The sequence below is a fragment of the Cytobacillus kochii genome, from assembly GCF_044790165.1.
GTDB classification, from domain to species: domain Bacteria; phylum Bacillota; class Bacilli; order Bacillales; family Cytobacillaceae; genus Cytobacillus; species Cytobacillus kochii.
Map to the genome: position 1 here is coordinate 486,905 of NZ_CP085254.1, position 25,565 is coordinate 512,469.

At 41.0% G+C, this 25,565-nt stretch carries 23 protein-coding genes, 12 tRNA genes and 3 rRNA genes; 34 read left to right on the forward strand and 4 right to left on the reverse strand.

The features are described from left to right. Window positions 1-360 precede the first annotated feature (360 nt). The 9 genes from LG276_RS02675 to LG276_RS02715 all read left to right on the forward strand — a co-directional run bounded on the left by LG276_RS02675 (window position 361) and on the right by LG276_RS02715 (window position 7,512). The gene (locus LG276_RS02675; RefSeq protein ID WP_095370823.1) at window positions 361-1,179 is read left to right on the forward strand and encodes an STAS domain-containing protein; all 819 of its coding nucleotides are present in this window, start codon (window positions 361-363) and stop codon (window positions 1,177-1,179) included. A 4-nt stretch (window positions 1,180-1,183) separates the two neighbouring features. Continuing rightward, on the forward strand, window positions 1,184-1,540 hold the full coding sequence (locus LG276_RS02680; RefSeq protein WP_066192954.1) for an STAS domain-containing protein: 357 nt from the start codon (window positions 1,184-1,186) through the stop codon (window positions 1,538-1,540). Between the two features lie 4 nt (window positions 1,541-1,544). Then, on the forward strand, window positions 1,545-1,946 hold the full coding sequence (locus LG276_RS02685; RefSeq protein ID WP_095370822.1) for an anti-sigma regulatory factor: 402 nt from the start codon (window positions 1,545-1,547) through the stop codon (window positions 1,944-1,946). Window positions 1,947-1,958: 12 nt separating this feature from the next. Then, window positions 1,959-2,972: a PP2C family protein-serine/threonine phosphatase gene (locus tag LG276_RS02690; protein WP_095370821.1), complete on the forward strand. Its 1,014-nt coding sequence runs from the start codon at window positions 1,959-1,961 to the stop codon at window positions 2,970-2,972. A 60-nt stretch (window positions 2,973-3,032) separates the two neighbouring features. Further along, on the forward strand, window positions 3,033-3,365 hold the full coding sequence (locus LG276_RS02695; RefSeq protein WP_095370820.1) for an anti-sigma factor antagonist: 333 nt from the start codon (window positions 3,033-3,035) through the stop codon (window positions 3,363-3,365). Beyond that, window positions 3,362-3,835 (forward strand): anti-sigma B factor RsbW, encoded by a 474-nt coding sequence (gene rsbW, locus LG276_RS02700; protein WP_095370819.1) that lies wholly within the window; start codon window positions 3,362-3,364, stop codon window positions 3,833-3,835. The genes LG276_RS02695 and rsbW overlap by 4 nt, the downstream gene beginning before the upstream one ends. After that, on the forward strand, window positions 3,813-4,607 hold the full coding sequence (gene sigB, locus LG276_RS02705) for an RNA polymerase sigma factor SigB (protein ID WP_224938126.1): 795 nt from the start codon (window positions 3,813-3,815) through the stop codon (window positions 4,605-4,607). The genes rsbW and sigB overlap by 23 nt, the downstream gene beginning before the upstream one ends. Further along, entirely contained in the window at window positions 4,604-5,197 is a 594-nt protein-coding gene (locus LG276_RS02710) for a PP2C family serine/threonine-protein phosphatase (RefSeq protein WP_224938125.1), read from the forward strand. The genes sigB and LG276_RS02710 overlap by 4 nt, the downstream gene beginning before the upstream one ends. A 149-nt stretch (window positions 5,198-5,346) precedes the next feature. Next, window positions 5,347-7,512, forward strand: coding sequence for a Tex family protein (locus LG276_RS02715; protein WP_404293390.1), 2,166 nt, complete (start codon window positions 5,347-5,349; stop codon window positions 7,510-7,512). A 78-nt stretch (window positions 7,513-7,590) separates the two neighbouring features. Here LG276_RS02715 and cmpA read toward each other — a convergent pair whose 3' ends face one another. Continuing rightward, window positions 7,591-7,710 (reverse strand): cortex morphogenetic protein CmpA, encoded by a 120-nt coding sequence (gene cmpA, locus LG276_RS02720; RefSeq protein WP_095370816.1) that lies wholly within the window; start codon window positions 7,708-7,710, stop codon window positions 7,591-7,593. A 115-nt stretch (window positions 7,711-7,825) separates the two neighbouring features. Between cmpA and LG276_RS02725 the strand changes: the two genes are divergently transcribed. The 21 genes from LG276_RS02725 to tsaD all read left to right on the forward strand — a co-directional run bounded on the left by LG276_RS02725 (window position 7,826) and on the right by tsaD (window position 18,233). Next, on the forward strand, window positions 7,826-8,281 hold the full coding sequence (locus LG276_RS02725) for a SprT family protein (RefSeq protein WP_224938123.1): 456 nt from the start codon (window positions 7,826-7,828) through the stop codon (window positions 8,279-8,281). A gap of 91 nt (window positions 8,282-8,372) precedes the next feature. Then, window positions 8,373-8,447: transfer RNA gene (locus LG276_RS02730), tRNA-Asn, on the forward strand. Window positions 8,448-8,451: 4 nt separating this feature from the next. Next, a tRNA-Ser gene (locus tag LG276_RS02735) sits at window positions 8,452-8,542 on the forward strand. Between the two features lie 39 nt (window positions 8,543-8,581). Then, window positions 8,582-8,653 (forward strand) — tRNA-Glu (locus LG276_RS02740). 15 nt (window positions 8,654-8,668) lie between these two features. Then, window positions 8,669-8,745: transfer RNA gene (locus tag LG276_RS02745), tRNA-Asp, on the forward strand. An 11-nt stretch (window positions 8,746-8,756) separates the two neighbouring features. Continuing rightward, window positions 8,757-8,831, forward strand: a tRNA-Gln gene (locus LG276_RS02750). Window positions 8,832-8,838: 7 nt separating this feature from the next. After that, a tRNA-Lys gene (locus LG276_RS02755) sits at window positions 8,839-8,911 on the forward strand. A 15-nt stretch (window positions 8,912-8,926) separates the two neighbouring features. Next, a tRNA-Leu gene (locus LG276_RS02760) sits at window positions 8,927-9,013 on the forward strand. Between the two features lie 64 nt (window positions 9,014-9,077). After that, a tRNA-Arg gene (locus LG276_RS02765) sits at window positions 9,078-9,154 on the forward strand. A gap of 8 nt (window positions 9,155-9,162) precedes the next feature. Then, window positions 9,163-9,239: transfer RNA gene (locus LG276_RS02770), tRNA-Pro, on the forward strand. A 25-nt stretch (window positions 9,240-9,264) separates the two neighbouring features. Then, a tRNA-Gly gene (locus LG276_RS02775) sits at window positions 9,265-9,338 on the forward strand. Window positions 9,339-9,456: 118 nt separating this feature from the next. Further along, window positions 9,457-11,005, forward strand: a 16S ribosomal RNA gene (locus LG276_RS02780). Between the two features lie 393 nt (window positions 11,006-11,398). Next, a 23S ribosomal RNA gene (locus LG276_RS02785) occupies window positions 11,399-14,331 on the forward strand. 75 nt (window positions 14,332-14,406) lie between these two features. After that, a 5S ribosomal RNA gene (gene rrf, locus LG276_RS02790) occupies window positions 14,407-14,523 on the forward strand. Together the 16S, 23S and 5S rRNA genes with 12 tRNA genes alongside form the textbook arrangement of a ribosomal RNA operon. 26 nt (window positions 14,524-14,549) lie before the next feature. Continuing rightward, window positions 14,550-14,623: transfer RNA gene (locus LG276_RS02795), tRNA-Met, on the forward strand. Window positions 14,624-14,626: 3 nt separating this feature from the next. Then, window positions 14,627-14,703, forward strand: a tRNA-Asp gene (locus tag LG276_RS02800). A 403-nt stretch (window positions 14,704-15,106) separates the two neighbouring features. Beyond that, on the forward strand, window positions 15,107-15,544 hold the full coding sequence (locus LG276_RS02805; RefSeq protein WP_281203170.1) for a hypothetical protein: 438 nt from the start codon (window positions 15,107-15,109) through the stop codon (window positions 15,542-15,544). A gap of 61 nt (window positions 15,545-15,605) precedes the next feature. Then, entirely contained in the window at window positions 15,606-16,061 is a 456-nt protein-coding gene (tsaE, locus tag LG276_RS02810; protein ID WP_224939216.1) for a tRNA (adenosine(37)-N6)-threonylcarbamoyltransferase complex ATPase subunit type 1 TsaE, read from the forward strand. Next, on the forward strand, window positions 16,058-16,765 hold the full coding sequence (tsaB, locus tag LG276_RS02815; protein ID WP_251163528.1) for a tRNA (adenosine(37)-N6)-threonylcarbamoyltransferase complex dimerization subunit type 1 TsaB: 708 nt from the start codon (window positions 16,058-16,060) through the stop codon (window positions 16,763-16,765). Before tsaE ends, tsaB begins: the two co-directional genes overlap by 4 nt. Beyond that, a complete protein-coding gene (gene rimI / locus LG276_RS02820; RefSeq protein WP_224939218.1) occupies window positions 16,762-17,214 on the forward strand; it encodes a ribosomal protein S18-alanine N-acetyltransferase in 453 nt (150 codons plus the stop codon). Before tsaB ends, rimI begins: the two co-directional genes overlap by 4 nt. Further along, on the forward strand, window positions 17,211-18,233 hold the full coding sequence (tsaD, locus tag LG276_RS02825) for a tRNA (adenosine(37)-N6)-threonylcarbamoyltransferase complex transferase subunit TsaD (RefSeq protein WP_251163529.1): 1,023 nt from the start codon (window positions 17,211-17,213) through the stop codon (window positions 18,231-18,233). The genes rimI and tsaD overlap by 4 nt, the downstream gene beginning before the upstream one ends. A gap of 285 nt (window positions 18,234-18,518) precedes the next feature. Here the strand turns inward: tsaD and LG276_RS02830 are convergent, their stop codons facing one another. Further along, a complete protein-coding gene (locus LG276_RS02830) occupies window positions 18,519-20,444 on the reverse strand; it encodes an ABC-F family ATP-binding cassette domain-containing protein (protein ID WP_281203172.1) in 1,926 nt (641 codons plus the stop codon). 143 nt (window positions 20,445-20,587) lie between these two features. Between LG276_RS02830 and moaC the strand changes: the two genes are divergently transcribed. Continuing rightward, window positions 20,588-21,070, forward strand: a complete 483-nt coding sequence (moaC, locus tag LG276_RS02835; protein ID WP_281203173.1) for a cyclic pyranopterin monophosphate synthase MoaC — start codon at window positions 20,588-20,590, stop codon at window positions 21,068-21,070. Between the two features lie 23 nt (window positions 21,071-21,093). Further along, window positions 21,094-21,732, forward strand: a complete 639-nt coding sequence (locus tag LG276_RS02840; RefSeq protein WP_224939221.1) for a redox-sensing transcriptional repressor Rex — start codon at window positions 21,094-21,096, stop codon at window positions 21,730-21,732. A gap of 29 nt (window positions 21,733-21,761) precedes the next feature. On the opposite strand, the gene LG276_RS02845 is transcribed toward LG276_RS02840, so the two are convergent. Then, window positions 21,762-21,965, reverse strand: coding sequence for a DUF4305 domain-containing protein (locus tag LG276_RS02845; protein WP_095370806.1), 204 nt, complete (start codon window positions 21,963-21,965; stop codon window positions 21,762-21,764). A gap of 6 nt (window positions 21,966-21,971) precedes the next feature. Then, a complete protein-coding gene (locus LG276_RS02850) occupies window positions 21,972-22,700 on the reverse strand; it encodes a CPBP family intramembrane glutamic endopeptidase (protein ID WP_224939222.1) in 729 nt (242 codons plus the stop codon). Between the two features lie 267 nt (window positions 22,701-22,967). Between LG276_RS02850 and groES the strand changes: the two genes are divergently transcribed. Beyond that, window positions 22,968-23,252: a co-chaperone GroES gene (groES, locus tag LG276_RS02855; protein WP_095370804.1), complete on the forward strand. Its 285-nt coding sequence runs from the start codon at window positions 22,968-22,970 to the stop codon at window positions 23,250-23,252. Window positions 23,253-23,312: 60 nt separating this feature from the next. After that, entirely contained in the window at window positions 23,313-24,941 is a 1,629-nt protein-coding gene (gene groL / locus LG276_RS02860; RefSeq protein WP_095370803.1) for a chaperonin GroEL, read from the forward strand. Window positions 24,942-25,565 lie beyond the last annotated feature (624 nt).

The following is a 25,565-nucleotide window of genomic DNA, read 5'->3' on the forward strand; positions in this document are numbered from 1 at the left end:
TATGCTTCCTAATCTTAAACAAGTCCATTCATTGTAATGATAGGACTTATTAATATATGTAATACACTTATTGAAACGAGCTTAAACTTTAAATCCCCCAATTTTATATTTGAGATATTCTTCTGAACAAAAAGAAATAAAAGGAATTTAATGTTTTAGGTTTGATAATAAGCAAAAAAGGGTACACACTTAATTTGGATATATTGTTAAAGACGTTTCAAATAGAAAGCGTTATAATATAAGGCAATAGTTGTAGATTTTTGCTGGATTTTTTACAATCATGTAGATTTTTTTACAATCAATGATAATAAGGAAAAACTAACCAATAGATGTGCTAGTATAGGAGGTAAGGGAAGACAAATGACTTTGAAATATATTCAACACAATAAAGAAGATATTTTTAAAGAATGGTTGAACCGATTGAAAGAAGATTCTGACGAAACAATTACCAATGTCATCCTAGATCAAAACTTCGAGACATATGGAAGAGAGTTAGTGGAGCTCGCTATCTTGAAAATTTCTGGCAAAAAGGACGAGTACGAACGTCAATCAGAGAATTTTTCAGATAGAATTGTCAGTTTAGGCTGGCCTCTACGTTTTGTCGTAAATGCTCTAGATGTACTGGGCGATGTTGTATTTGATGAAATGGTCAAAGATAAGTATATTCGTCCAGAGAATGAAGCGAAAGTGATGCATGATTTGAATCATTGGTTAAAAGCGATGAATAGTGAAATAATTAATGATTACACTGTTTCTTGGGAAAGAACGATCGCTAATCAAAAGATTGCATTGCAAGAACTATCGGCACCTTTAATTCCTGTATTTGAAGGCATTACAGTTATGCCATTAATTGGGATGATCGATACAGAACGTGCGAAGCAAATTATGGAAAACCTTCTTCAAGGTGTGGTAAAACATCGTTCAGAAGTTGTCTTGATTGATATTACAGGTGTCCCTGTTGTTGATACAATGGTTGCTCACCATATTATCCAAGCAGCAGATGCAGTCCACTTAGTAGGAGCAAAATGCATGCTTGTAGGTATTCGTTCGGAAATTGCGCAAACGATTGTGAGCCTTGGTATCGACTTAAACCGAATTATTACGAAAAATACGATGAAATCAGGCGTAGAAGCAGCATTGGAAATGACTAAACGTAAAATTGTGCCATTGGAGGGGTGACGTTTTGAGAATTCCGATTTTAAAACTACATGATTGTTTACTTGTTTCTATTCAATGGGAACTAGATGACCAGACGGCACTTCAATTTCAAGAAGACTTGTTAAAGAAAATACATGATACGAGTGCAAATGGTGTTGTAATCGATTTAACATCAATAGATTTTATTGATTCTTTTATCGCTAAAGTATTAGGTGATGTGATTGAAATGTCCCATTTAATGGGTGCTAAAGTTGTCATTACAGGCATTCAACCAGCAGTAGCAATTACGTTAACTGAATTAGGAATCGGTCTGAATAATGTATTGACCGCCCTAGATTTAGAAAAAGGTTTGGAGAAATTACAACAGGAATTGGGGGAATAGCCGAATGGACAACCAATCCTGCGTTAAAATAATCAATGAATGGGATATCGTTTCAGCGCGTCAGCTTGGTAGGAATGTTGCAAAAGAGCTGGGCTTTGGGACGGTTGACCAAGCAAGAATTACAACAGCAATAAGTGAACTTGCGAGAAACATATTCTTATATGCAGGTCAAGGTCAAATTTGTATAGAGAAGCTCTATGAAAATGGCAAAACGGGACTAAGATTATTATCGATTGATAGTGGTCCAGGTATTAAAGATTTGCGCCAAGTAATGGAGGATGGATATTCGACATCGGGCGGACTAGGAGCAGGTCTCCCAGGGGTAAAAAGACTGATGGATGATTTTCAAATAGATTCAAGCCCAGGTGAAGGTACAGATATAAGGGCGATTAAATGGCTCCGTTAGGGGGAACTTGAGATGGATTTCAGACAGAAATTGGAGTCCAAATATAGAGAGATATTAACGAATTATTTAGCTGACCGTTCAGAGCAGGCATTATATCAAGGACAAAAGTTAAGTAGGAATGCAATTGAACGGAACATTCCTCCAGAGGAAATTGTCAGCATCCATAGAAATATTATGGCTGAGATGTTTCCAGAAAAATTTAACGATAGAATGCAGGAGTCTTTTGATATACTGCTTGAAGTGATGGTGGCATATGGTTTTGCTTACCGCGAACACCAAAATTTAAAACATATTCAACAGGAATTAAGAACCGAAATGGAAATCGCGGCTAATGTGCAAAAAACATTGCTTGGGACAGAGATTCCATGTAAAAAAGACATGGATATTGGAGCAATCAGCGTCCCAGCAAAACATATGAATGGTGATTATTTTAATTTTGTTGAGGATGAAAATAATAGTGTAAGTATCGCAATAGCTGATGTTATTGGAAAAGGGCTACCAGCAGCCCTTTGTATGTCTATGATTAAATATGCTATGGACAGTTTACCAGAAAATCGTAAAACACCTACTTTGGTGTTGGAGAATTTAAATCGTGTTGTGGAACAAAATGTTGATTTAACTATGTTTATTACGATGTTTTATGGCACATACCATATCGATCATCATATCTTTTCCTATGCCTCTGCTGGGCACGAACCGGGCTTGTTTTATCATGCGGAAACACAGACATTTTCTGAGTTGCCTGCAAAGGGTTTATTATTAGGTATTGAAAAGAATACGAAATATAGAAAGTACGAAAAAGAAGTGATGCCTGGGGATATGATTATTTTGATGTCTGATGGCGTAACTGAATCAAGAACAAAAGAAGGCTTTATTGAACGTGAAGAATTATTGGCCTTAATCGAGAAAAATATACACTTAAAAGCACAAAATATCGTGCAAAACGTATATAAAGAACTTGAAAAATTACAAGATTTCCAATTAAGGGATGATTTTACTTTAATTATATTAAGAAGAAATGTTTAAGCTAAAATTAAAAGGGTAAATGAGGAGTAACCAGCTATTCCTAAAAGGTGGGCAAAAAATATGAACATTAATATAGATGTAAATCATAATCAAAATATTACTGAGGTAACTGTAGGTGGAGAGATTGATGTATACACTGCACCAGAATTAAAGAAAGAACTTATACCGCTTTCTGAAAAAGATAATGTGGAGATGATTGTTGATCTTTCGGGTGTATCCTATATGGATAGCACCGGGTTAGGTGTTTTTGTAGGACTTTTTAAAAATGTACGTGCGCACGATGGTCAATTTAAAATCATTGGGCTTTCTAGTCGTTTAAAAAGGCTATTCGAAATTACTGGTCTTGCTGACATTATTGATATCAGCACCAAAATGGAAGGTGAAAAGAAATGACCGAGTCGTACGACTACATTGAGATGAAAATCCCATCGAAGCCGGAATACGTCGGTATTATTAGATTAACCTTATCTGGTATTGCCAGTAGAATGGGATTTAACTATGACGAAATTGAAGATTTGAAGATTGCAACGAGTGAAGCTTGTACAAATGCAGTTCAGCATGCATACAAAAACAACGAAAATGGTGAAGTGCTTGTAGGATTCGGCCTTTATAAAAATAAATTAGAAGTCATGGTTGCGGATGAAGGTGAGAGCTTGGATTTTCAACAAGCAAGAGACAGTGCAGGTCCTTACCAAGCAAATGATTCTGTTGAATTTTTACGAGAAGGAGGATTAGGCCTTTACCTAATAGAAACATTAATGGATGAAGTGAAAATTCATCATCAAAAAGGTGTAACAGTCTTTATGACTAAGTACCTAGAAGGAGAGCAGGTGGAGAGTGATGCAGAAGCAATCTCAACCTAAACAACGATCAAAAGAAGAGATTAATGATCTCATACAACAATATCAATTACATCAGGACGAATACGCACAGGAACAACTTGTTGAACAGTATTACAAATTGGTTGAATCCATCGCACGAAAATATTCTAAAGGTAGACCTTATCACGAAGATATTGTTCAAGTAGGTGTGATTGGACTACTTGGTGCGATTCGTAGATATGACGCCTCTTTTGGTAAAACGTTTGAAGCATTTGCTATTCCGACAATCATCGGTGAAATTAAACGTTTCTTACGAGACAAGACTTGGAGCGTGCATGTACCGAGACGAATAAAAGAATTAGGGCCCAAGATTAAAGCTACGGCGGAAGAATTAACAACTGCTTTGCAACGTTCGCCTAAGGTCGAGGAAATTGCTGATGCTCTAGAAGTAACAGAAGAAGAAGTTTTAGAAGCAATGGAGATGGGCAAAAGTTATCAGGCGTTATCAGTTGACCATTCCATTGAAGCTGATTCTGACGGTGGTACTGTTACGCTCCTGGATATTGTCGGTAATGTGGATGATGGCTATGAAAAAGTCAATCAAATGCTCGTACTTGAAAAAGTGTTGCATGTTTTATCAGACCGAGAGAAACAAGTTATCCAGTATACATTTCTAGAAAATCTAAGCCAAAAAGAAACAGGGGAAAGACTGGATATTTCTCAAATGCATGTATCAAGGCTGCAAAGAAGAGCAATTAAAAAATTGCAAGAAGCCATCCATGCCGAAAATGAAGGCTCGGAGTATATTCTATGATGAATGATCCACATCAAATGGACGTCATTACCGATCAGCTTGCTAAACGTGGTCAGTCCGTTTGTGGTGATTCTTTTTATTATCACACAACTGATGATTATTTTATTTGTGTATTAGCTGATGGTTTAGGTAGTGGAGAATATGCAAATGAAGCTTCATCTGCTGTTGTCAATACCGTTAGAGAAAATCACGATTTAGATATTTCAACCATTATGGATTTAAGTAATCAGTCACTTTTACATAAAAGAGGCGCTGCAGTAGGTGTGATTAAGATTAATTTTCACACAAAAGAATTAGCCTACTGTTGTACTGGAAATATTCGTTTTTTCTTTTATGGAGATACTGAGAAGCTCATTTACCCTCTGCCAACATCGGGTTATTTGTCAGGAAAGCGTCAAGCATTTAAAATTCACCGTTTTGATTATACAAACGGAATTAAATTCTTGATGTTTTCAGATGGATACCCCATTTCTGGTATAAAAAAACTGATGAATAAATATTTACCAATCGAAGCAACTGCGAAGTTAATTAGGGCGCAGAACATGAATCTTATAGACGATGCAACATTTATAATCGGAAGCTTGCAATGATTGTTTCAATCAGCAAGCTTTTTGTTTTGCTCTTTTATACTCTACATAAAACACGAATCAAGACGGGGCTATAGCCAAAAATGCTTTACCTTTAAAATTTTGGTAGAATAAAGCAATAGTACAGTTTGCACTTAGGAAGGTGAAGAGACATGGATGATAAGAAAGATATTTTTGAACGAATAGCAAAAGAATTTTCATTATCCACAAAACAAATTGATCGAACCATCGCGTTAATTGAAGAGGGAAATACCGTTCCGTTTATTGCGCGTTATCGAAAAGAAATGACCGGTGCGTTAAATGAAGTACAAATCAAGGATATTGTTGAAAGATGGCAATACATACAAAACGTAAAGCAGAGAAAACAAGAAGTACTTAGGTTAATAGAAGAGCAAGGGAAATTAACCCCGGAATTATCTAATCAAATAGAAAAAGCGGAGAAATTGCAGGAAGTAGAAGATTTATATCGTCCGTACAAACAAAAAAGAAGAACAAAAGCAACCGTAGCGAAAGAAAAAGAGCTAGAACCATTAGCCACTTGGTTATTATCCTATCAAAATGATGATACGCCTGAAGAAAAAGCAACACACTTCCTAAATGAGGAAAAAGGTGTCACAACAGTTGAAGAAGCTCTTCAGGGGGCGCGAGATATAATTGCAGAAATGGTATCTGATGATGCGCAAAGTAGGAAGTGGATTCGCGAAAAAACATATAAACTAGGAATGATTGAATCAACTGTAAAAGATGAAAGCATCGACGAAAAGCATGTGTATGAGATGTATTATGACTATAGTGAAAACGTAGGTAAGATTGTTCCTCACCGTATACTAGCATTAAATCGTGGGGAAAAAGAAGGCGTGCTGAAAGTCAGTATTAAGGTGGAACAAGAGCCAATCTTACAGTATTTAAATCGAAAATGGATCACTGTATCAAACCATATCAATGTACCATTTGTGGAAGAGGCGATTGAAGATGGTTATAAACGCTTAATTCAACCATCAATTGAAAGAGAATTAAGGGGTGAACTTACTGAAAAAGGTGAGGAACAAGCGATTAAAATTTTCTCTGAAAATCTTAAGAATCTCCTTTTACAACCACCGCTAAAAGGGAAAGTCGTCCTTGCGGTAGATCCAGCTTATCGTACAGGCTGCAAATTAGCGGTCATTGATGAAACAGGTAAGGTATTAAAGATTGATGTAATCTATCCTCATCCGCCTGTTTCTAAATTAGGTGTAGCCAAAGACAAAGTCCTTTCCATGCTCAAAGCATATGAAGTGAAGATGGTGGCCATAGGTAATGGAACGGCATCAAGAGAAACAGAACAGTTTATTGCTGACTTATTAAAAGAATTGAATGAAGAAATCTATTATTTAATCGTAAATGAAGCGGGGGCAAGTGTCTATTCCGCATCTGATATCGCACGTGAAGAATTCCCTGACTTTCAAGTTGAAGAAAGAAGCGCTGTTTCAATAGGGAGGAGACTACAAGATCCACTTGCTGAATTAGTAAAAATTGACCCTAAATCAGTCGGTGTCGGTCAATACCAACATGATGTCTCTCAAAAAAGGTTAACGGAATCATTAGATTTTGTTGTCGAGACGGCTGTAAACCAAGTTGGAGTGAATGTGAACACAGCTTCTCCATCGCTATTACAACATGTAGCTGGTCTATCGAAGGCTGTCGCAACGAATATCGTTAAGAAAAGAGAAGAAGAAGGCAAATTTACTAATCGAAAACAATTAAAGAAAATTCCTCGATTAGGCGCGAAAACGTACGAGCAAGCCATTGGATTTTTACGAATTGTTGATGGAGAAGAAGCATTAGACAGAACATCGATTCACCCTGAAACCTATGGGGAAGTAAGTAAATTGCTTAAAATGTTAAAGATGAATTCTAACGATTTAGGCTCTGCACAATTAATCGAAGCGCTAAGCCAGTTATCTATAAAAGAAACAGCAGAAGAGTTAAATATTGGTGAATTAACGCTCAAGGATATAATTGATGCATTAATGAAACCTGGTCGAGACCCTAGGGATGAATTACCTGCTCCGCTATTAAAGAAAGAAGTATTAAAGCTGGATGATTTGAAGGAAGGGATGGAACTTCAAGGGACTGTCCGAAATGTAGTTGATTTCGGAGCTTTTGTAGATATTGGCGTGAAGCAAGATGGGTTAGTCCATATCTCAAAGCTAAGTAATCGGTTTGTGAAACATCCATTAGATGTCGTATCTGTTGGTGATGTTGTTACTGTATGGGTTGATTCGGTAGATCAACAAAAAGGCAGAGTGGCGTTAACCATGCTCCAACAAGGTAAATAAATAAGCATAAAAAGCCGTGGTATTTCCCCCAACGGCTTTTTATGTAGATCATTGTGGGGTTGTTTGAGAAGGAGTTTCCTACGTACCAGAACAATGCTTCTTTCTATAAAAGTACCAGCATTGATTCAATAATTTAATTTGATAACGGTCCTTCTCTAAGAAAGCACGTTTCATTTGGTTCTGTAACCAAACAGGCATGGAATAGCCTCCTTTCTCTCACTTTCCACGGTCCTTTATGCTATGCTAATGTATATCAATTGTATGCGCCTATAGGTTGTCACGTGCTAATTTTATCCTTGAAAGGAGTGAAGAAATGAGTGATAAGGAATTACAAAGGTTAGTTGAAGAAGTATCCTTGAGGTGGTTCGATCTTCCTTTTCGTCATACAGCGAAATTCAATAGTAGATTAAGAACAACCGGAGGACGATATATGCTGTCTGATCATCGCATTGAAATTAATCCGACATATTATCAGCATCTAGGAATGGAAGAATTAGTTGGTATTATTAAACATGAACTATGTCATTACCATCTGCATTTGGCTGGGGCAGGCTATCAACATCGAGATAGTGATTTTCGGAGGCTAATGGCTAAAGTAGGTGCACCGAGGCATTGTTCGTCTTTACCTCAGAAAGTTTCTTACATTATGTATAAATGTAACCAGTGCAATCAACTCTATAGAAGGAAACGTCGAATCAACACAAACAAGTATAGATGTGGCCAATGTATGGGCAAATTAGTGTTAATATCTGCTGATAAAAATAATTGAAATTCATGCTTGACTTTTTACATGGTGGTAATTATAATTTAAAGAGTCGATAAGGCAGTGCTTGTTGACTACATATTCTCTTTTAACATATTCCGCAGTAGCTCAGTGGTAGAGCATTCGGCTGTTAACCGAACGGTCGTAGGTTCGAATCCTACCTGCGGAGCCATTTTGGAGAAGTACTCAAGTGGCTGAAGAGGCGCCCCTGCTAAGGGTGTAGGTCGGGCAACTGGCGCGAGGGTTCAAATCCCTCCTTCTCCGCCATTCTTATATACATATTTGTTTTTTCTTTTTTTATGTTATGGCCCCTTGGTCAAGCGGTTAAGACACCGCCCTTTCACGGCGGTAACACGGGTTCGAATCCCGTAGGGGTCATCTTTTTAAAGGTTAGGTCCGGTAGTTCAGTTGGTTAGAATGCCTGCCTGTCACGCAGGAGGTCGCGGGTTCGAGTCCCGTCCGGACCGCCATATCTTAATAATGGGCTATAGCCAAGCGGTAAGGCAACGGATTTTGATTCCGTCATTCGCAGGTTCGATCCCTGCTAGCCCAGCCATTTTTATGAGCCATTAGCTCAGTTGGTAGAGCATCTGACTTTTAATCAGAGGGTCGAAGGTTCGAGTCCTTCATGGCTCATCTTAAACAATTTATGCGGTCGTGGCGGAATGGCAGACGCGCTAGGTTGAGGGCCTAGTGGGTGAATAACCCGTGGAGGTTCAAGTCCTCTCGGCCGCACCAAAAAGATTTAAAAAATACTTGACTCATTAAAATTAGTGTGATATTATAATAGAGTTGCTTCAAGGCGCCCGTAGCTCAATTGGATAGAGCGTTTGACTACGGATCAAAAGGTTAGGGGTTCGACTCCTCTCGGGCGCGCCATATACTTACGGGAAGTAGCTCAGCTTGGTAGAGCACTTGGTTTGGGACCAAGGGGTCGCAGGTTCGAATCCTGTCTTCCCGACCATGTGAAACCAACAAATTAATTAAATGCGGGTGTAGTTTAGTGGTAAAACCTCAGCCTTCCAAGCTGATGATGAGGGTTCGATTCCCTTCACCCGCTCCATTACCGAAAAAGATTGTTCTTTGAAAACTGAACGAACGTAAAACGTCAAGCGTAATTCTAAAAAAGCTGATTTATCAGCAACAAAGCACCATAGGTGCAAATGAGCTAATCAAACACTTTATTGGAGAGTTTGATCCTGGCTCAGGACGAACGCTGGCGGCGTGCCTAATACATGCAAGTCGAGCGAATCTGAGGGAGCTTGCTCCCAAAGATTAGCGGCGGACGGGTGAGTAACACGTGGGCAACCTGCCTGTAAGACTGGGATAACTCCGGGAAACCGGGGCTAATACCGGATAATATCTATTTATACATATAATTAGATTGAAAGATGGTTCTGCTATCACTTACAGATGGGCCCGCGGCGCATTAGCTAGTTGGTGAGGTAACGGCTCACCAAGGCGACGATGCGTAGCCGACCTGAGAGGGTGATCGGCCACACTGGGACTGAGACACGGCCCAGACTCCTACGGGAGGCAGCAGTAGGGAATCTTCCGCAATGGACGAAAGTCTGACGGAGCAACGCCGCGTGAGTGATGAAGGTTTTCGGATCGTAAAACTCTGTTGTTAGGGAAGAACAAGTACCGGAGTAACTGCCGGTACCTTGACGGTACCTAACCAGAAAGCCACGGCTAACTACGTGCCAGCAGCCGCGGTAATACGTAGGTGGCAAGCGTTGTCCGGAATTATTGGGCGTAAAGCGCGCGCAGGCGGTTCCTTAAGTCTGATGTGAAAGCCCACGGCTCAACCGTGGAGGGTCATTGGAAACTGGGGAACTTGAGTGCAGAAGAGGAAAGTGGAATTCCAAGTGTAGCGGTGAAATGCGTAGAGATTTGGAGGAACACCAGTGGCGAAGGCGACTTTCTGGTCTGTAACTGACGCTGAGGCGCGAAAGCGTGGGGAGCAAACAGGATTAGATACCCTGGTAGTCCACGCCGTAAACGATGAGTGCTAAGTGTTAGAGGGTTTCCGCCCTTTAGTGCTGCAGCAAACGCATTAAGCACTCCGCCTGGGGAGTACGACCGCAAGGTTGAAACTCAAAGGAATTGACGGGGGCCCGCACAAGCGGTGGAGCATGTGGTTTAATTCGAAGCAACGCGAAGAACCTTACCAGGTCTTGACATCCTCTGACAATCCTAGAGATAGGACTTTCCCCTTCGGGGGACAGAGTGACAGGTGGTGCATGGTTGTCGTCAGCTCGTGTCGTGAGATGTTGGGTTAAGTCCCGCAACGAGCGCAACCCTTGATCTTAGTTGCCAGCATTCAGTTGGGCACTCTAAGGTGACTGCCGGTGACAAACCGGAGGAAGGTGGGGATGACGTCAAATCATCATGCCCCTTATGACCTGGGCTACACACGTGCTACAATGGATGGTACAAAGGGCTGCAAGACCGCGAGGTTTAGCCAATCCCATAAAACCATTCTCAGTTCGGATTGTAGGCTGCAACTCGCCTACATGAAGCCGGAATCGCTAGTAATCGCGGATCAGCATGCCGCGGTGAATACGTTCCCGGGCCTTGTACACACCGCCCGTCACACCACGAGAGTTTGTAACACCCGAAGTCGGTGGGGTAACCTTTTGGAGCCAGCCGCCTAAGGTGGGACAGATGATTGGGGTGAAGTCGTAACAAGGTAGCCGTATCGGAAGGTGCGGCTGGATCACCTCCTTTCTAAGGAATATACGGAATTAACTTGATGTTAGACTGTTCGTTCAGTTTTGAGAGTATAATCTCTCAAAATAAGGTGAAAATAGCGAAGGATTCAAGGAAGCGTAAGCTGACGAGAATACCAAAGCTTACCATTCATCAATCGTTCTTTGAAAACTAGATAATGTAATGAAGAAGATTACCGAGTAATCGCCACCTTAGTTATTTTTTCTCTCTATTATTATAGATTGATTTAAGATACTAAACTTTTTTTAATAAACACAACCGTGAGGGTTGTGAGAAGCAAGTAGTTCAAGGAAGCGAGCGAGGAAACACCGGAGTGTGCGTCTTGTGCACATGAGGATGTTGACGAGTGAGCTGACGCCGAAATGCGTAGCTTATCGCAAGCCGAACAATGGTTAAGTTAATAAGGGCGCACGGTGAATGCCTTGGCACTAGGAGCCGATGAAGGACGGGACTAACACCGATATGCTTCGGGGAGCTGTAAGTAAGCTTTGATCCGGAGATTTCCGAATGGGGAAACCCCCTATCCGTTATGGGATAGGATTCATACCTGAATACATAGGGTATGGAAGGCAGACCCGGGGAACTGAAACATCTAAGTACCCGGAGGAAGAGAAAGCAAACGCGATTCCCTGAGTAGCGGCGAGCGAAACGGGATTAGCCCAAACCAAGAGGCTTGCCTCTTGGGGTTGTAGGACATTCTATACGGAGTTACAAAGGAACGAGATAGACGAAGAGGTCTGGAAAGGCCCGCCATAGGAGGTAAAAGCCCTGTAGTTGAAACTTCGTTCCCTCCAGAGTGGATCCTGAGTACGGCGGGACACGAGAAATCCCGTCGGAAGCAGGGAGGACCATCTCCCAAGGCTAAATACTCCCTAGTGACCGATAGTGAACCAGTACCGTGAGGGAAAGGTGAAAAGCACCCCGGAAGGGGAGTGAAAGAGATCCTGAAACCGTGTGCCTACAAGTAGTTAGAGCCCGTTAATGGGTGATAGCGTGCCTTTTGTAGAATGAACCGGCGAGTTACGATTACATGCGAGGTTAAGTTGGACAGACGGAGCCGTAGCGAAAGCGAGTCTGAATAGGGCGAATGAGTATGTGGTCGTAGACCCGAAACCAGGTGATCTACCCATGTCCAGGGTGAAGTCCAGGTAACACTGGATGGAGGCCCGAACCCACGTACGTTGAAAAGTGCGGGGATGAGGTGTGGGTAGCGGAGAAATTCCAATCGAACTTGGAGATAGCTGGTTCTCTCCGAAATAGCTTTAGGGCTAGCCTCATGCGTAAGAATCTTGGAGGTAGAGCACTGTTTGGACTAGGGGCCCTCATCGGGTTACCGAATTCAGACAAACTCCGAATGCCAAAGATTTATCCATGGGAGTCAGACTGCGAGTGATAAGATCCGTAGTCAAGAGGGAAACAGCCCAGACCACCAGCTAAGGTCCCAAAGTATACGTTAAGTGGAAAAGGATGTGGAGTTGCTTAGACAACCAGGATGTTGGCTTAGAAGCAGCCACCATTTAAAGAGTGCGTAATAGCTCACTGGTCGAGTGACTCCGCGCCGAAAATGTACCGGGGCTAAACGTATCACCGAAGCTGTGGATTGAACATCGTTGATGTTCAGTGGTAGGAGAGCGTTCTAAGGGCGTTGAAGCTAGACCGTAAGGACTGGTGGAGCGCTTAGAAGTGAGAATGCCGGTATGAGTAGCGAAAGATGGGTGAGAATCCCATCCACCGAATGCCTAAGGTTTCCTGAGGAAGGCTCGTCCGCTCAGGGTTAGTCGGGACCTAAGCCGAGGCTGAAAAGCGTAGGCGATGGACAACAGGTTGATATTCCTGTACCACCGTATTCTGTTTGAGTGATGGGGGGACGCAGGAGGATAGGGTAAGCGCACGATTGGATGTGCGTCTAAGCAGTTAGAGGGACCATGAGGCAAATCCCATGGTCATATACCTTGAGCTGTGATAGCGAGGGAAATTTAGTACCGAAGTTCTTGATTCCACACTGCCAAGAAAAGCCTCTAGCGAGGAATAAGGTGCCCGTACCGCAAACCGACACAGGTAGGCGAGGAGAGAATCCTAAGGTGAGCGAGAGAACTCTCGTTAAGGAACTCGGCAAAATGACCCCGTAACTTCGGGAGAAGGGGTGCTCATTAGGGTGTTAAAGCCTTGATGAGCCGCAGTGAATAGGCCCAGGCGACTGTTTAGCAAAAACACAGGTCTCTGCGAAGCCGCAAGGCGAAGTATAGGGGCTGACGCCTGCCCGGTGCTGGAAGGTTAAGAGGAGAGGTTAGCTCACGCGAAGCTTTGAATCGAAGCCCCAGTAAACGGCGGCCGTAACTATAACGGTCCTAAGGTAGCGAAATTCCTTGTCGGGTAAGTTCCGACCCGCACGAAAGGCGTAACGATCTGGGCACTGTCTCAACGAGAGACTCGGTGAAATTATAGTACCTGTGAAGATGCAGGTTACCCGCGACAGGACGGAAAGACCCCGTGGAGCTTTACTGTAGCCTGATATTGAATTTTGGTACAGCTTGTACAGGATAGGTAGGAGCCTTAGAAGCCGGAGCGCTAGCTTCGGTGGAGGCGTCGGTGGGATACTACCCTGGCTGTATTGAAATTCTAACCCACATCCCTTATCGGGATGGGAGACAGTGTCAGGTGGGCAGTTTGACTGGGGCGGTCGCCTCCTAAAGAGTAACGGAGGCGCCCAAAGGTTCCCTCAGAATGGTTGGAAATCATTCGTAGAGTGTAAAGGCACAAGGGAGCTTGACTGCGAGACCTACAAGTCGAGCAGGGACGAAAGTCGGGCTTAGTGATCCGGTGGTTCCGCATGGAAGGGCCATCGCTCAACGGATAAAAGCTACCCCGGGGATAACAGGCTTATCTCCCCCAAGAGTCCACATCGACGGGGAGGTTTGGCACCTCGATGTCGGCTCATCGCATCCTGGGGCTGTAGTCGGTCCCAAGGGTTGGGCTGTTCGCCCATTAAAGCGGTACGCGAGCTGGGTTCAGAACGTCGTGAGACAGTTCGGTCCCTATCCGTCGTGGGCGCAGGAAATTTGAGAGGAGCTGTCCTTAGTACGAGAGGACCGGGATGGACGCACCGCTGGTGTACCAGTTGTCTTGCCAAAGGCATCGCTGGGTAGCTATGTGCGGAAGGGATAAGTGCTGAAAGCATCTAAGCATGAAGCCCCCCTCGAGATGAGATTTCCCATAGCGCAAGCTAGTAAGATCCCTGAAAGATGATCAGGTTGATAGGTTAGAGGTGGAAGTGTGGCGACACATGCAGCTGACTAATACTAATCGATCGAGGACTTAACCAAACAGGCGATTACTCAATAAATATCTTCTTCAACATTACCTAGTTTTGAGGGAACGATTCCCTTACAATTTCATAGTCCGGTGGCGATAGCGAGAAGGTCACACCCGTTCCCATACCGAACACGGAAGTTAAGCTTCTCAGCGCCGATGGTAGTTAGGGGCTGTCCCCTTGTGAGAGTAGGACGTTGCCGGGCATATGATTTTTATAAAATAATATTATCGCGGGGTGGAGCAGTTCGGTAGCTCGTCGGGCTCATAACCCGAAGGTCGCAGGTTCAAATCCTGCCCCCGCAATCTGGTCCGGTAGTTCAGTTGGTTAGAATGCCTGCCTGTCACGCAGGAGGTCGCGGGTTCGAGTCCCGTCCGGACCGCCAGTTTAATTTTATATGTGAAACGTATCGAAACAGGGAACTTGTTTCGTTTTTTTTATGTAGAAAACGTAGGTTCTAAAGGTTCAAGTAGAATTGTTTTGTGCCTCGTAAAAAAGTACATCATGACTAATTTGTAAGTCCTTGATAGAGATATAACACTTTATTATTTACAAAAATCCTTACGTTTAATCTATCCCAATAGTAATAATCAGTTTATCCTTCATATTGTATATTACTAGAGAAACTATCACTTTAGCTCGCCATTAGGCGGGTTTTCTTTTTGTCAAAAAAACAAATGCAAATTAGGATGCGTAAACCAAAAATATGTTAAGTATCTTCTAAAAATAGCTATTTTTAGTTGCCTCTACGGAAATAACCGTTAAATAGTAGATACAGGCAAAAGATAGTGTTGAAAAGTTTTAGGCGGGAACGTAAGATACGCGCAAAAGAAAAAGAAAGAGAGCCGGGAATTGCGCGTAAAAGGAAGATACGCGCAAAAGAAAAAGAAAAAGAGCAAGGAATTGCGCGTAAAAGGAAGATACGCGCAAAAGAAAAAGAAAGAGAGCAAGGAATTACGCGTAAAAGGAAGATACGCGCAAAAGAAAAAGAAAAAGAGCCCGGAATTGCGCGCAACAGGAAGATACGGGCAAGAGAAAGAGAAAAAGAGCCCGGAATTGCGCGCAAAAGGAAGATACGCGCAAAAGAAAGAGAAAAAGAGCCGGGAATTGCGTGCAAAAGGAAGATACGCGCAAGACAAAGAGAAAAAGAGCAAGGAATTGCGCGCAAAAGGTTACTGTCCCGACAAATCAAAGTGTTCTTTGATGTCTATGAAAAAATCATGTAAACTACATGTATATGTGTCATTATTATTGTAAATAAATGAAAGACCAAATGTAGGTGATAAAATGGATCAATTCCAGTGGGATACAAAAAATACGGAAGAAACAATGGCATTTGCAAAGAGGCTAGGAGAAAAAGCAGCTGCAGGTGATGTCATTTTATTAGAAGGTGATTTAGGGGCAGGTAAAACAACATTTACGAAAGGGCTTGCGTTAGGCCTTGGTATTGAACGAAATGTGAATAGCCCAACATTCACTATTATAAAGGAATACAATGGCCGTCTGCCTTTGTACCATATGGATGTTTACCGGGTGGAAGATGGCGATGAAGATCTTGGGTTTGATGAGTATTTTCATGGGCAGGGTGTGACAGTCGTGGAATGGGCACATCTAATAGAAGAGCAACTGCCAGAAGAAAGGTTAAAGATTGCAATCCATTATACCGGAAATGAAGAACGAAGAATAGCGCTCCATCCAAAAGGAAAACGCTATGTGAAGCTGTGTGAGGAGTTAGTTAAATGAAAATATTAGCTATAGACACGTCAAATTATACACTAGGGATCGCTCTAGTAGATGACGACAAAATTATTGGGGAATATATCACGAATATCAAAAAGAATCACTCAGTTCGTGTAATGCCCGCGATAGAAATGCTTTTAAAGGATTGCGATACGTTGCCACAAGATATCGAAAAGATTGTTGTCGCAGAAGGACCCGGTTCATATACGGGGGTAAGAATTGGTGTAACCATAGCTAAAACATTAGCTTGGACGTTGAATATACCTCTTTCAGGTGTATCGAGTCTAGCTGTTTTGGCAGCGAGTGCAGGTAGTTATTTTAACGGTGTCATTTCACCGTTATTTGATGCGAGAAGAGGTCAGATTTATACTGGTTTATATCAATTTCAAGAGAGTCGGTTATTAGATCTAGCATCGGATCATCTAACGTTGACCGTTAATTGGACGCAACGTTTATTAAATAAAGAAGAACCGGTTTTATTTGTCGGTAATGATTTATCCATACACAAGGAACAAATTAAAGCAGACTTAGGGGATCGGGCATATTTTGCACGTGTAACTGAACAAAATCCTCGTCCTTCTGAATTGGCGATTTTAGGTAGAGATAAGGAAGCTGTTGATATCCATAATTTTGTCCCTAATTATATCCGTCTTGCTGAGGCAGAGGCAAAATGGATTGAAGCTACGAAAGGGAGCAAGCTCCAATGACCAGTAAATTAACGTTTCGGTTAATGAACGAAGATGATATTGATGAAGTATTAAAAGTAGAACAGGCATCTTTTTCTTCACCTTGGAGTAGAGAGGCCTTTTATAATGAAATGACATTGAACCAATTCTCGGTCTACGTTGTATTAGAAGACGAAGAAGAATTGATAGGATACGGTGGGGCATGGGTGGTCACAGACGAGGCCCATGTAACAAATGTAGCGATACTACCCAAATATAGAGGGAAGAAACTTGGCGAGGCGTTAATGGTCCAGCTGATGGATGTTGTAAAAGAAATGGGTGCCCTTAAAATGACCCTAGAAGTAAGGGTGAGTAACATGATAGCAAGACGGTTGTATAGCAAGCTAGGTTTTCAAGAAGGCGGAATTAGAAAAAATTATTATTCGGATAATCATGAAGATGCTTTAGTAATGTGGGTGAATATAAAATGAAAAAAGATCAATATATATTAGGGATAGAAACAAGCTGTGATGAAACAGCAGTAGCCATCATTAAAAATGGTAGAGAGATCATCGCTAATGTTGTCGCTTCTCAAATTGAAAGTCATAAAAGGTTTGGCGGGGTTGTACCAGAAATCGCTTCAAGGCACCATGTAGAACAAATGACCATTGTATTAGAAGAAGCGTTAAATAAAGCGAGTATGACGATGAACGATATCGATGCAGTTGCTGTGACAGAGGGTCCAGGGTTAGTGGGTGCCCTACTTGTCGGTGTAAATGCAGCGAAGGCGATTGCCTTTGCTCATCAAAAGCCACTTATTGGGGTGCACCATATAGCAGGGCATATTTATGCCAATCGCTTAATTAAAGAAATGACTTTCCCTTCGCTTGCATTAGTCGTTTCCGGGGGCCATACAGAGCTTGTTTATATGAAAGCACATGGTGATTTTGAAGTTATTGGTGAAACACGGGATGATGCTGCTGGAGAAGCATATGATAAAGTAGCGCGAGTTCTAAATATGCCATATCCAGGAGGGCCGCATATTGATCGCCTTGCCCATGAAGGAGAAGCGACAATTAAGCTTCCTCGTGCGTGGCTAGAAGAAGGCTCCTTTGATTTTAGTTTCAGTGGATTGAAGTCTGCCGTTATCAACACAGTGCATAATGCTGAACAACGTGGAGAGACCATCTTACCAGAGGATTTAGCAGCGAGCTTTCAAGAAAGCGTCATTGAGGTATTAGTGACCAAGACCTTAAAAGCAGTAGAGGCATATGATGTGAAACAATTACTATTAGCGGGTGGCGTTGCAGCAAATAAAGGACTTCGGAAAGCATTAACAGAGACCTTTAAGAATAAGGAAGAGATAGACTTAGTCATTCCGCCATTACATTTATGCACAGATAATGCAGCGATGATTGCTGCAGTGGGGGCAATAATGTTCGAAAAAGGGATTTTCTCAGATATGAGTATGAATGCAAACCCGGGGTTAGATATACAGTTTCAACAATAATAATGAAGACTAGTGAATCATGATCATCTATTCACTAGTCTTTTTATTTTTAGTGATGACAGAAAGTTATTCACAATATCAAATAAAGTATTGGTAGTACATCAATTGTGGATAATGTTAAAATTTTCAGAGTTTTTGTTGATAAGTATCATAAAAGTTGTGGATAATGTGGAAAAGTGTTGTTTTACCTATTGTTAATCCGTTTGTGCTGTGAATAAAAATGTGGACAATTTACTTGAAGAAAGAAAAGCTGGGGATAATTAGATTATCCCCAGCTACGCTCAATTACATTAAGTCGCCCAATTCGCTCCATTCTTCAAGTAACTGCTCGAGTTGTGCTTTTATAGCCTCATTTTTAGTTGTAATCTCGAGGACTTTCTCGTGGTCCTGGAAGATTTCAGGGTCACAGAGTTGTTCATCGTAAGTTTCAATTTGCGCTTCTAACTCTTCGATTAACTGTTCAATTTCTGTCAGCCTTCTTTTTCGTTGTCTTTCTAGTTTTTTCGCTTCTTTATCTTGTTGATAACTTTGCTTTTCTGGTTTAGTGATACTTTCTTGTGGCAGGTCTGCTGATTCAAAAAGCTCTATTTCTTCAATTTCCGCTTTTTTATCCACATAGTAATCATAATCCCCTAAAAATTCCGTTGCTCCACTTGTTGATAACTCAATCACCTTTGTTGCAATCCTATTAATAAAATAGCGGTCATGAGAGACAAAGAGGAGCGTACCTGGAAAATCAATTAGTGCATTTTCAAGAATTTCTTTACTATCAAGGTCTAAATGGTTGGTCGGCTCATCTAGTATGAGGACATTTGCTTTTTGCAACATCAACTTAGCTAGTGCTAATCGTGCTTTTTCTCCACCACTCAATGTAGAGACAATTTTCAAGACATCATCTCCAGAGAAGAGGAAGTTACCTAACACGGTACGGACATCTTTTTCAGGCATGAGAGGGTAATCATCCCAGAGCTCGTTTAATACGGTTTTATTTGAACTCAAATCAGCTTGCTGTTGGTCGTAATACCCAATGCGGATATTTGAGCCATATTGAAACGTGCCACCTAAAGCAGGTAGCTTGTCTACAAGGGTCTTCAATAAAGTCGACTTTCCAATACCATTGGGACCTACTAAAGCAATGGAATCGCCTCGAGACATGCGAAATGAAATGTGATCACTGATCTTTTCTTGTTGATAGCCAATGGCTAAAGAGTCAGCGGTTAGCACATCATTGCCTGATTGACGTTCAATTTGAAAGCCGAATGTCGCTGATTTCTCATCGCCTTGGGGGCGATCCATTCGCTCCATCTTCTCAAGCTGCTTACGCCGGCTTTGTGCACGCTTCGTTGTAGAAGCACGGGCAAGGTTGCGTTGAACAAAGTCTTCTAGTTTCGCAATTTCTTCTTGTTGTTTTTCATACATTTTCAAATCACGTTCATAATTCGCTGCTTTTTGGTCAAGATATTTGCTGTAGTTACCAACGTATTTTTTAATATGGTTACGTGATAGTTCATATACCTGGTTGACGACTTTATCTAGGAAATAGCGGTCATGTGAGACAATTAAAATAGCACCATCATAACCACTAAGATACTGCTCTAGCCAGGACAATGTTTCAATATCTAAATGGTTTGTCGGCTCATCTAAAATCAGTAAATCAGGTTTGGTTAACAATAATTTCGCAAGTGCAAGTCGCGTCCTTTGCCCCCCGCTTAATGCAGAAATTTTTGTATCATAGCTAAACGATTGAAAATTAAGGCCATGTAGTACAGAACGAATGTCTGCTTCGTATTGATAGCCACCTTGTTCTTTGAAGTTGACTTGCATTTGATCATAGGTTTTTAAAATTTTATCGTAAGCTTCACCGTTTTCGATGAGTGTTGCATCGCCCATCTGTGTTTCTAGTAAGCGCAATTCCTTCTCTTGTTTACGCAAATAATCAAACACGGTAAGCATTTCGTCCCAAATAGATAGCTCAGATTCTAGTCCTGTATTTTGTGCAAGATAACCGATTTTGGTTTCTTTCGATTGAATAATTTCACCGGAGTCATAGGACATATGTCCAGCAATAATTTTTAAAAGAGTTGATTTTCCCGCACCATTACGTCCAACTAATGCAATGCGGTCTCTCGTTTGTACTTCAAGCTTTATATTCATTAATATAGGATCAGCCACAAAACTTTTCGAAAGCTGATTAACCTGTAATAATATCATTATATTTCACCTCTGTTATAGTGATAGTGTACCTTAATCAGGTGAGGTTCGGCAATAAAGTCACTATTTGGATAGAATATATAAAAAACTACATTACACAGATGAATCAAAATAGTGTATCATTTTCATGTGAGGTGTTATGAATGGCTGAATTTACACATTTTAATGAAGAAGGCAGAGCGAAGATGGTGGATGTGAGTGAAAAACCACAAACTGCCCGTACAGCAATTGCTCATAGTAGTATTGAGCTAAATCAAGAAATCTATCAGAAGATTACTGATGGCACGATGAAAAAGGGTGATGTGCTTGCTGTTGCTCAAGTGGCAGGCATTATGGCTGCAAAAAAGACATCTGATATCATCCCGATGTGTCATCCACTCGCCTTAACCGGAATTGATATATCCTTCAATTGGGAAGAGGTAGAGGATCATTATGTATTACATATTGATTGTACAGTGAAAACAAATGGGCATACCGGAGTAGAGATGGAAGCGTTGACAGCTGCTACAGCTACCGCTTTAACGGTATATGATATGTGCAAAGCAGTAGATAAAGGCATGGTAATAGGACCAACATATTTAGTAGAGAAAACCGGTGGTAAAAACGGTGACTTTAGAAGGGCTTAAGTAAATGGAATGGAGTGGAGCCTATGTCCAATGAATCAACGAAAATCCCTCAAGCAACGGCTAAACGATTGCCTTTGTATTATCGTTTTTTGAAAAATTTACACGCATCAGGAAAGCAGCGAGTTTCTTCAGCAGAATTAAGTGAAGCGGTGAAAGTAGATTCTGCAACAATTCGACGAGATTTCTCCTATTTCGGTGCATTAGGGAAAAAAGGTTATGGATATAACGTAAATTACTTATTAGGATTTTTCCGTAAGACACTCGATCAAGATGAAGTGACAAAGGTAGCGTTAATTGGTGTAGGGAATCTAGGTACAGCGTTTTTAAATTATAATTTTTTAAAAAATAATAATACAAAGATTGAAGTGGCATTTGATGTTTCAGAAAGTAGGGTTGGCACGTCTGTAGGCGAAGTACCTGTCCGTCATTTAGATGAACTAGAAAAGTTGATTGATGAGCACCATATTCAAGTTGTCATTTTGACTGTACCGTCTCATGCCGCACAACCAATTACGGATAGAATCGTTAAAAGTCATGTAAAGGGAATCTTGAACTTTACGCCAGCGCGGTTAACGGTTCCTTCCCATATTCGCATCCATCATATTGATTTGGCGGTCGAATTGCAATCATTAGTATACTTCTTAAAACACTATCCATCATAAAAAAGGAGCTGACCCGCATGGAGTCAGCTCTATTTTTTATCCTCTTTCTTTTTCATACGATAATGCATAGCTATTAATTTAATCCCGCCACCAATATCAAAAGTGGCAAAAATCAAAATGAAGATCGTTAGAAATCCCCAACCTCCACCGTTTTGAAGATTAATAATCGCAAAATAAATAAATACAAATCCAAAAAGAAGGGAGATAATCCCTGTGAACAAAGGTGTTCTCATCTAACATCATCCTAATCTGCTAAAAATCATTTGTACCGTTTCTAAGTCTGTCATATATTTTTCTAGCTTATCCATATTCAATTGAATCACAACGACAAAGGTATTCATCGCTACATGAGCAATGATCGGTACGAGAATACGATTGGTTTTTACATATAAAAACGCAAACGTAAAGCCCATCGCTGCATAAAGAATTAAGTGCTCAATTTCCCCATGCGCGAGAGAGAAAATTAATGAACTAATTAGTGCTGATAAAAAGAAGTTCAATCGTTTATGCAAGGAACCAAAGATGATTTTCCTAAAAATGATCTCTTCTAAAATCGGACCAATAATGGAAACAACGATAATCACGAGAGCAGATGTTTCAATTAAAGACATAATTTGCTGTGTATTGTCTGACCCCATCTCAATGCCGAGCATTAATTCAATATTCGCTGCAACGGTTTGAGCAATAAATGCTAGCGGAATACCTGCAATCGCCCACCCGATAGAAGTCGATAATGGTGCTTGTTTCCTCATTGGCATCTCTTTGCTTTCTTTCCGTAAAAACCACAAAGTTAAGAGAAGGGTAATTGTAAAACTAATGACAATCCAGAGTGGCGGGGCAATTTTTGCAACCTCATCAAAGCTGTATCCTAACATATTACCTAGAAAAAGAATGGCAGGAACGCCAACGATGGCTGATAATTGCATGGCTATATAAATCATAATGATAAACCAATACTCTTTTTTCAATGGCTAGTCTCCTATTCATAAAGAAGTTACACTAATATTTATTTTACCTGTTAAACACTATTGGTTTCAAATAGTACATCCTTATGAAGTGCATAAAACAAATAGAAGTTGTATAGAATGGAGAGGTTCGCATTTTTTTTTTGTAAAATTGCAAGGTTCTTACTTGCAAAAAAGAGTAGTTTTGATTAATATAATAATTGTGTTAGCACTCAAGACTAACGAGTGCTAATAAAATAATTTTCAAATGAATTGAGGAGGTTGTTTCACTTGTTGAAGCCACTAGGTGATCGAATTATTATCGAGCTTGTTGAAACGGAAGAAAAAACTGCAAGCGGTATCGTACTACCAGATAGCGCGAAAGAAAAGCCTCAAGAAGGTAAAGTCGTAGCAGTTGGTACTGGACGTGTACTAGAAAATGGTGAACGTGTAGCATTAGAAGTTGCAGAAGGCGACCTTATTATCTTCTCAAAATATGCAGGAACAGAAGTGAAATACGAAGGTACAGAATACTTAATTTTACGTGAAAACGACATTCTTGCTGTGATCGGTTAATAAAAAAACAGCTATATACTTATTATAAAGATTTTTAACTATTAGAGGAGGTACTTAATAATGGCTAAAGATATTAAATTTAGTGAAGACGCTCGCCGCGCGATGCTTCGTGGAGTGGATACACTTGCAGATGCAGTAAAAGTAACTCTTGGACCTAAAGGACGTAACGTGGTTCTTGAGAAGAAATTCGGTTCTCCATTAATTACAAATGATGGTGTAACAATTGCTAAAGAAATCGAACTAGAAGATGCATTCGAAAACATGGGTGCGAAACTAGTTGCTGAAGTAGCAAGTAAAACAAACGACGTAGCTGGTGACGGTACAACAACTGCAACGGTTCTAGCGCAAGCAATGATCCGCGAAGGTTTGAAAAACGTAACAGCTGGTGCAAACCCAATGGGTATCCGTAAAGGGATCGAAAAAGCGGTTGCTACAGCAGTTGAAGAGTTACAAGCGATCTCTAAACCAATCGAAGGCAAAGAGTCTATTGCGCAAGTAGCATCCATCTCTGCTGCTGACGAAGAAGTTGGACAATTAATCGCTGAAGCTATGGAGCGTGTAGGTAACGACGGTGTTATCACAATCGAAGAATCTAAAGGATTCACAACAGAAATGGATATCGTTGAAGGTATGCAATTCGACCGTGGATACAGCTCAGCTTACATGGTAACAGATACAGATAAAATGGAAGCAGTATTAGATGATCCTTACATCTTAATCACTGACAAAAAAATCGCAAGCATTCAAGAAGTATTACCAGTACTTGAGCAAGTAGTACAACAAGGTAAACCATTACTTCTTATCGCTGAAGATGTAGAAGGCGAAGCATTATCTACATTAGTAGTGAACAAATTACGTGGAACATTCAATGCAGTAGCTGTTAAAGCGCCTGGATTCGGTGACCGTCGTAAAGCAATGCTTGAAGATATCGCTATCCTAACTGGCGGTGAAGTAATCACTGAAGAGCTAGGTCGTGACCTTAAATCTGCTACAATCGACTCTCTAGGACGCGCTTCTAAAGTCGTTGTAACAAAAGAAAACACAACAATCGTTGAAGGTGCTGGTGCAAGCGACCAAATCGCAGGCCGCGTAAACCAAATCCGTAAACAAATGGACGAAACAACTTCTGAATTCGACCGTGAAAAATTACAAGAACGCCTTGCTAAACTAGCTGGTGGCGTAGCAGTCGTAAAAGTTGGAGCGGCTACAGAAACAGAACTTAAAGAACGTAAACTACGCATTGAGGATGCCCTAAACTCTACACGCGCAGCTGTAGAAGAAGGTATGGTATCTGGTGGTGGTGTTGCCCTTCTTAACGTATACAACAAAGTTGCTGCATTAGAAGAAGAAGGCGATGTTCAAACAGGTATCAATATCGTTTTACGTGCAATGGAAGAGCCAGTACGCACAATCGCTCACAACGCAGGTTTAGAAGGATCTATCATCGTAGATCGCCTAAAACGCGAAGAAGTAGGCACTGGCTTCAACGCTGCAACAGGCGAATGGGTAAACATGATCGACGCTGGTATCGTTGACCCTGCCAAAGTAACACGTTCAGCTCTACAAAACGCTGGTTCAGTTGCTGCCATGTTCCTAACAACAGAAGCAGTCGTAGCTGACAAACCAGAAGAAAACGCACCTGCAATGCCTGATATGGGCGGTATGGGTGGAATGGGCGGCATGATGTAATCTAGCTTTTAAAAGCTTGTTATATCAACGTTCACACCATCGGCACCATTAAATAGGTGCCGAAAAGGTGCCAGAATTTTAAAAAACGGTGCCAAATTGATAGAAAATCAGAGGCTTCTCATTAGTTCTAAGAACTTTTGGGGAGCTTCTTTTTTTTCGGTCTTTTGTAATATGCAAATATACTTGAGTTGCCGTTGAATCTTCTGTATGACCTAAACGGTCCATGATTTGAAGTAGAAAATTAAAATATTTTTTGGAAATTCAATGATAGAAGAATGCTAACGGTACATCATCCTTCTTGTGTCATTAAAAATCAATCTCTTATTCAATAAAACTGCATTTTCCGTTTAAAAATCAAAGCCCTTCTCAATAGAGAGGGGCTTTGATTCACCTTGTCTCTTTTTTTAATTATATTATTTAAAGTGCTTAGGTATTGTATCGGAAGAGTGAATAACATTTACAGTTGGGGAGTTTAATTAAATGAAGATGACGAGTTGTAGCGTATGCTTTGCTGTACTTCCAGTAAAAGACACAATGGTCTTTAAACCTATCTGCCGTAAATGTCGCATTAAACAATAAAAAAAGCCAGGATTTCCTGGCACCCAATTATATTTTAACATAGGG

Coding starts and splice junctions, on each gene's coding strand:
- LG276_RS02675 (WP_095370823.1), top strand. CDS start 361: ATGACTTTGAAATATATTCAACACAATAAAGAAGATATTTTTAAAGAA.
- LG276_RS02685 (WP_095370822.1), top strand. CDS start 1,545: ATGGACAACCAATCCTGCGTTAAAATAATCAATGAATGGGATATCGTT.
- LG276_RS02690 (WP_095370821.1), top strand. CDS start 1,959: ATGGATTTCAGACAGAAATTGGAGTCCAAATATAGAGAGATATTAACG.
- LG276_RS02695 (WP_095370820.1), top strand. CDS start 3,033: ATGAACATTAATATAGATGTAAATCATAATCAAAATATTACTGAGGTA.
- rsbW (WP_095370819.1), top strand. CDS start 3,362: ATGACCGAGTCGTACGACTACATTGAGATGAAAATCCCATCGAAGCCG.
- sigB (WP_224938126.1), top strand. CDS start 3,813: ATGCAGAAGCAATCTCAACCTAAACAACGATCAAAAGAAGAGATTAAT.
- LG276_RS02710 (WP_224938125.1), top strand. CDS start 4,604: ATGATGAATGATCCACATCAAATGGACGTCATTACCGATCAGCTTGCT.
- LG276_RS02715 (WP_404293390.1), top strand. CDS start 5,347: ATGGATGATAAGAAAGATATTTTTGAACGAATAGCAAAAGAATTTTCA.
- cmpA (WP_095370816.1), bottom strand. CDS start 7,710: ATGCCTGTTTGGTTACAGAACCAAATGAAACGTGCTTTCTTAGAGAAG.
- LG276_RS02725 (WP_224938123.1), top strand. CDS start 7,826: ATGAGTGATAAGGAATTACAAAGGTTAGTTGAAGAAGTATCCTTGAGG.
- tsaE (WP_224939216.1), top strand. CDS start 15,606: ATGGATCAATTCCAGTGGGATACAAAAAATACGGAAGAAACAATGGCA.
- tsaB (WP_251163528.1), top strand. CDS start 16,058: ATGAAAATATTAGCTATAGACACGTCAAATTATACACTAGGGATCGCT.
- rimI (WP_224939218.1), top strand. CDS start 16,762: ATGACCAGTAAATTAACGTTTCGGTTAATGAACGAAGATGATATTGAT.
- tsaD (WP_251163529.1), top strand. CDS start 17,211: ATGAAAAAAGATCAATATATATTAGGGATAGAAACAAGCTGTGATGAA.
- LG276_RS02830 (WP_281203172.1), bottom strand. CDS start 20,444: ATGATATTATTACAGGTTAATCAGCTTTCGAAAAGTTTTGTGGCTGAT.
- moaC (WP_281203173.1), top strand. CDS start 20,588: ATGGCTGAATTTACACATTTTAATGAAGAAGGCAGAGCGAAGATGGTG.
- LG276_RS02840 (WP_224939221.1), top strand. CDS start 21,094: ATGTCCAATGAATCAACGAAAATCCCTCAAGCAACGGCTAAACGATTG.
- LG276_RS02845 (WP_095370806.1), bottom strand. CDS start 21,965: ATGAGAACACCTTTGTTCACAGGGATTATCTCCCTTCTTTTTGGATTT.
- groL (WP_095370803.1), top strand. CDS start 23,313: ATGGCTAAAGATATTAAATTTAGTGAAGACGCTCGCCGCGCGATGCTT.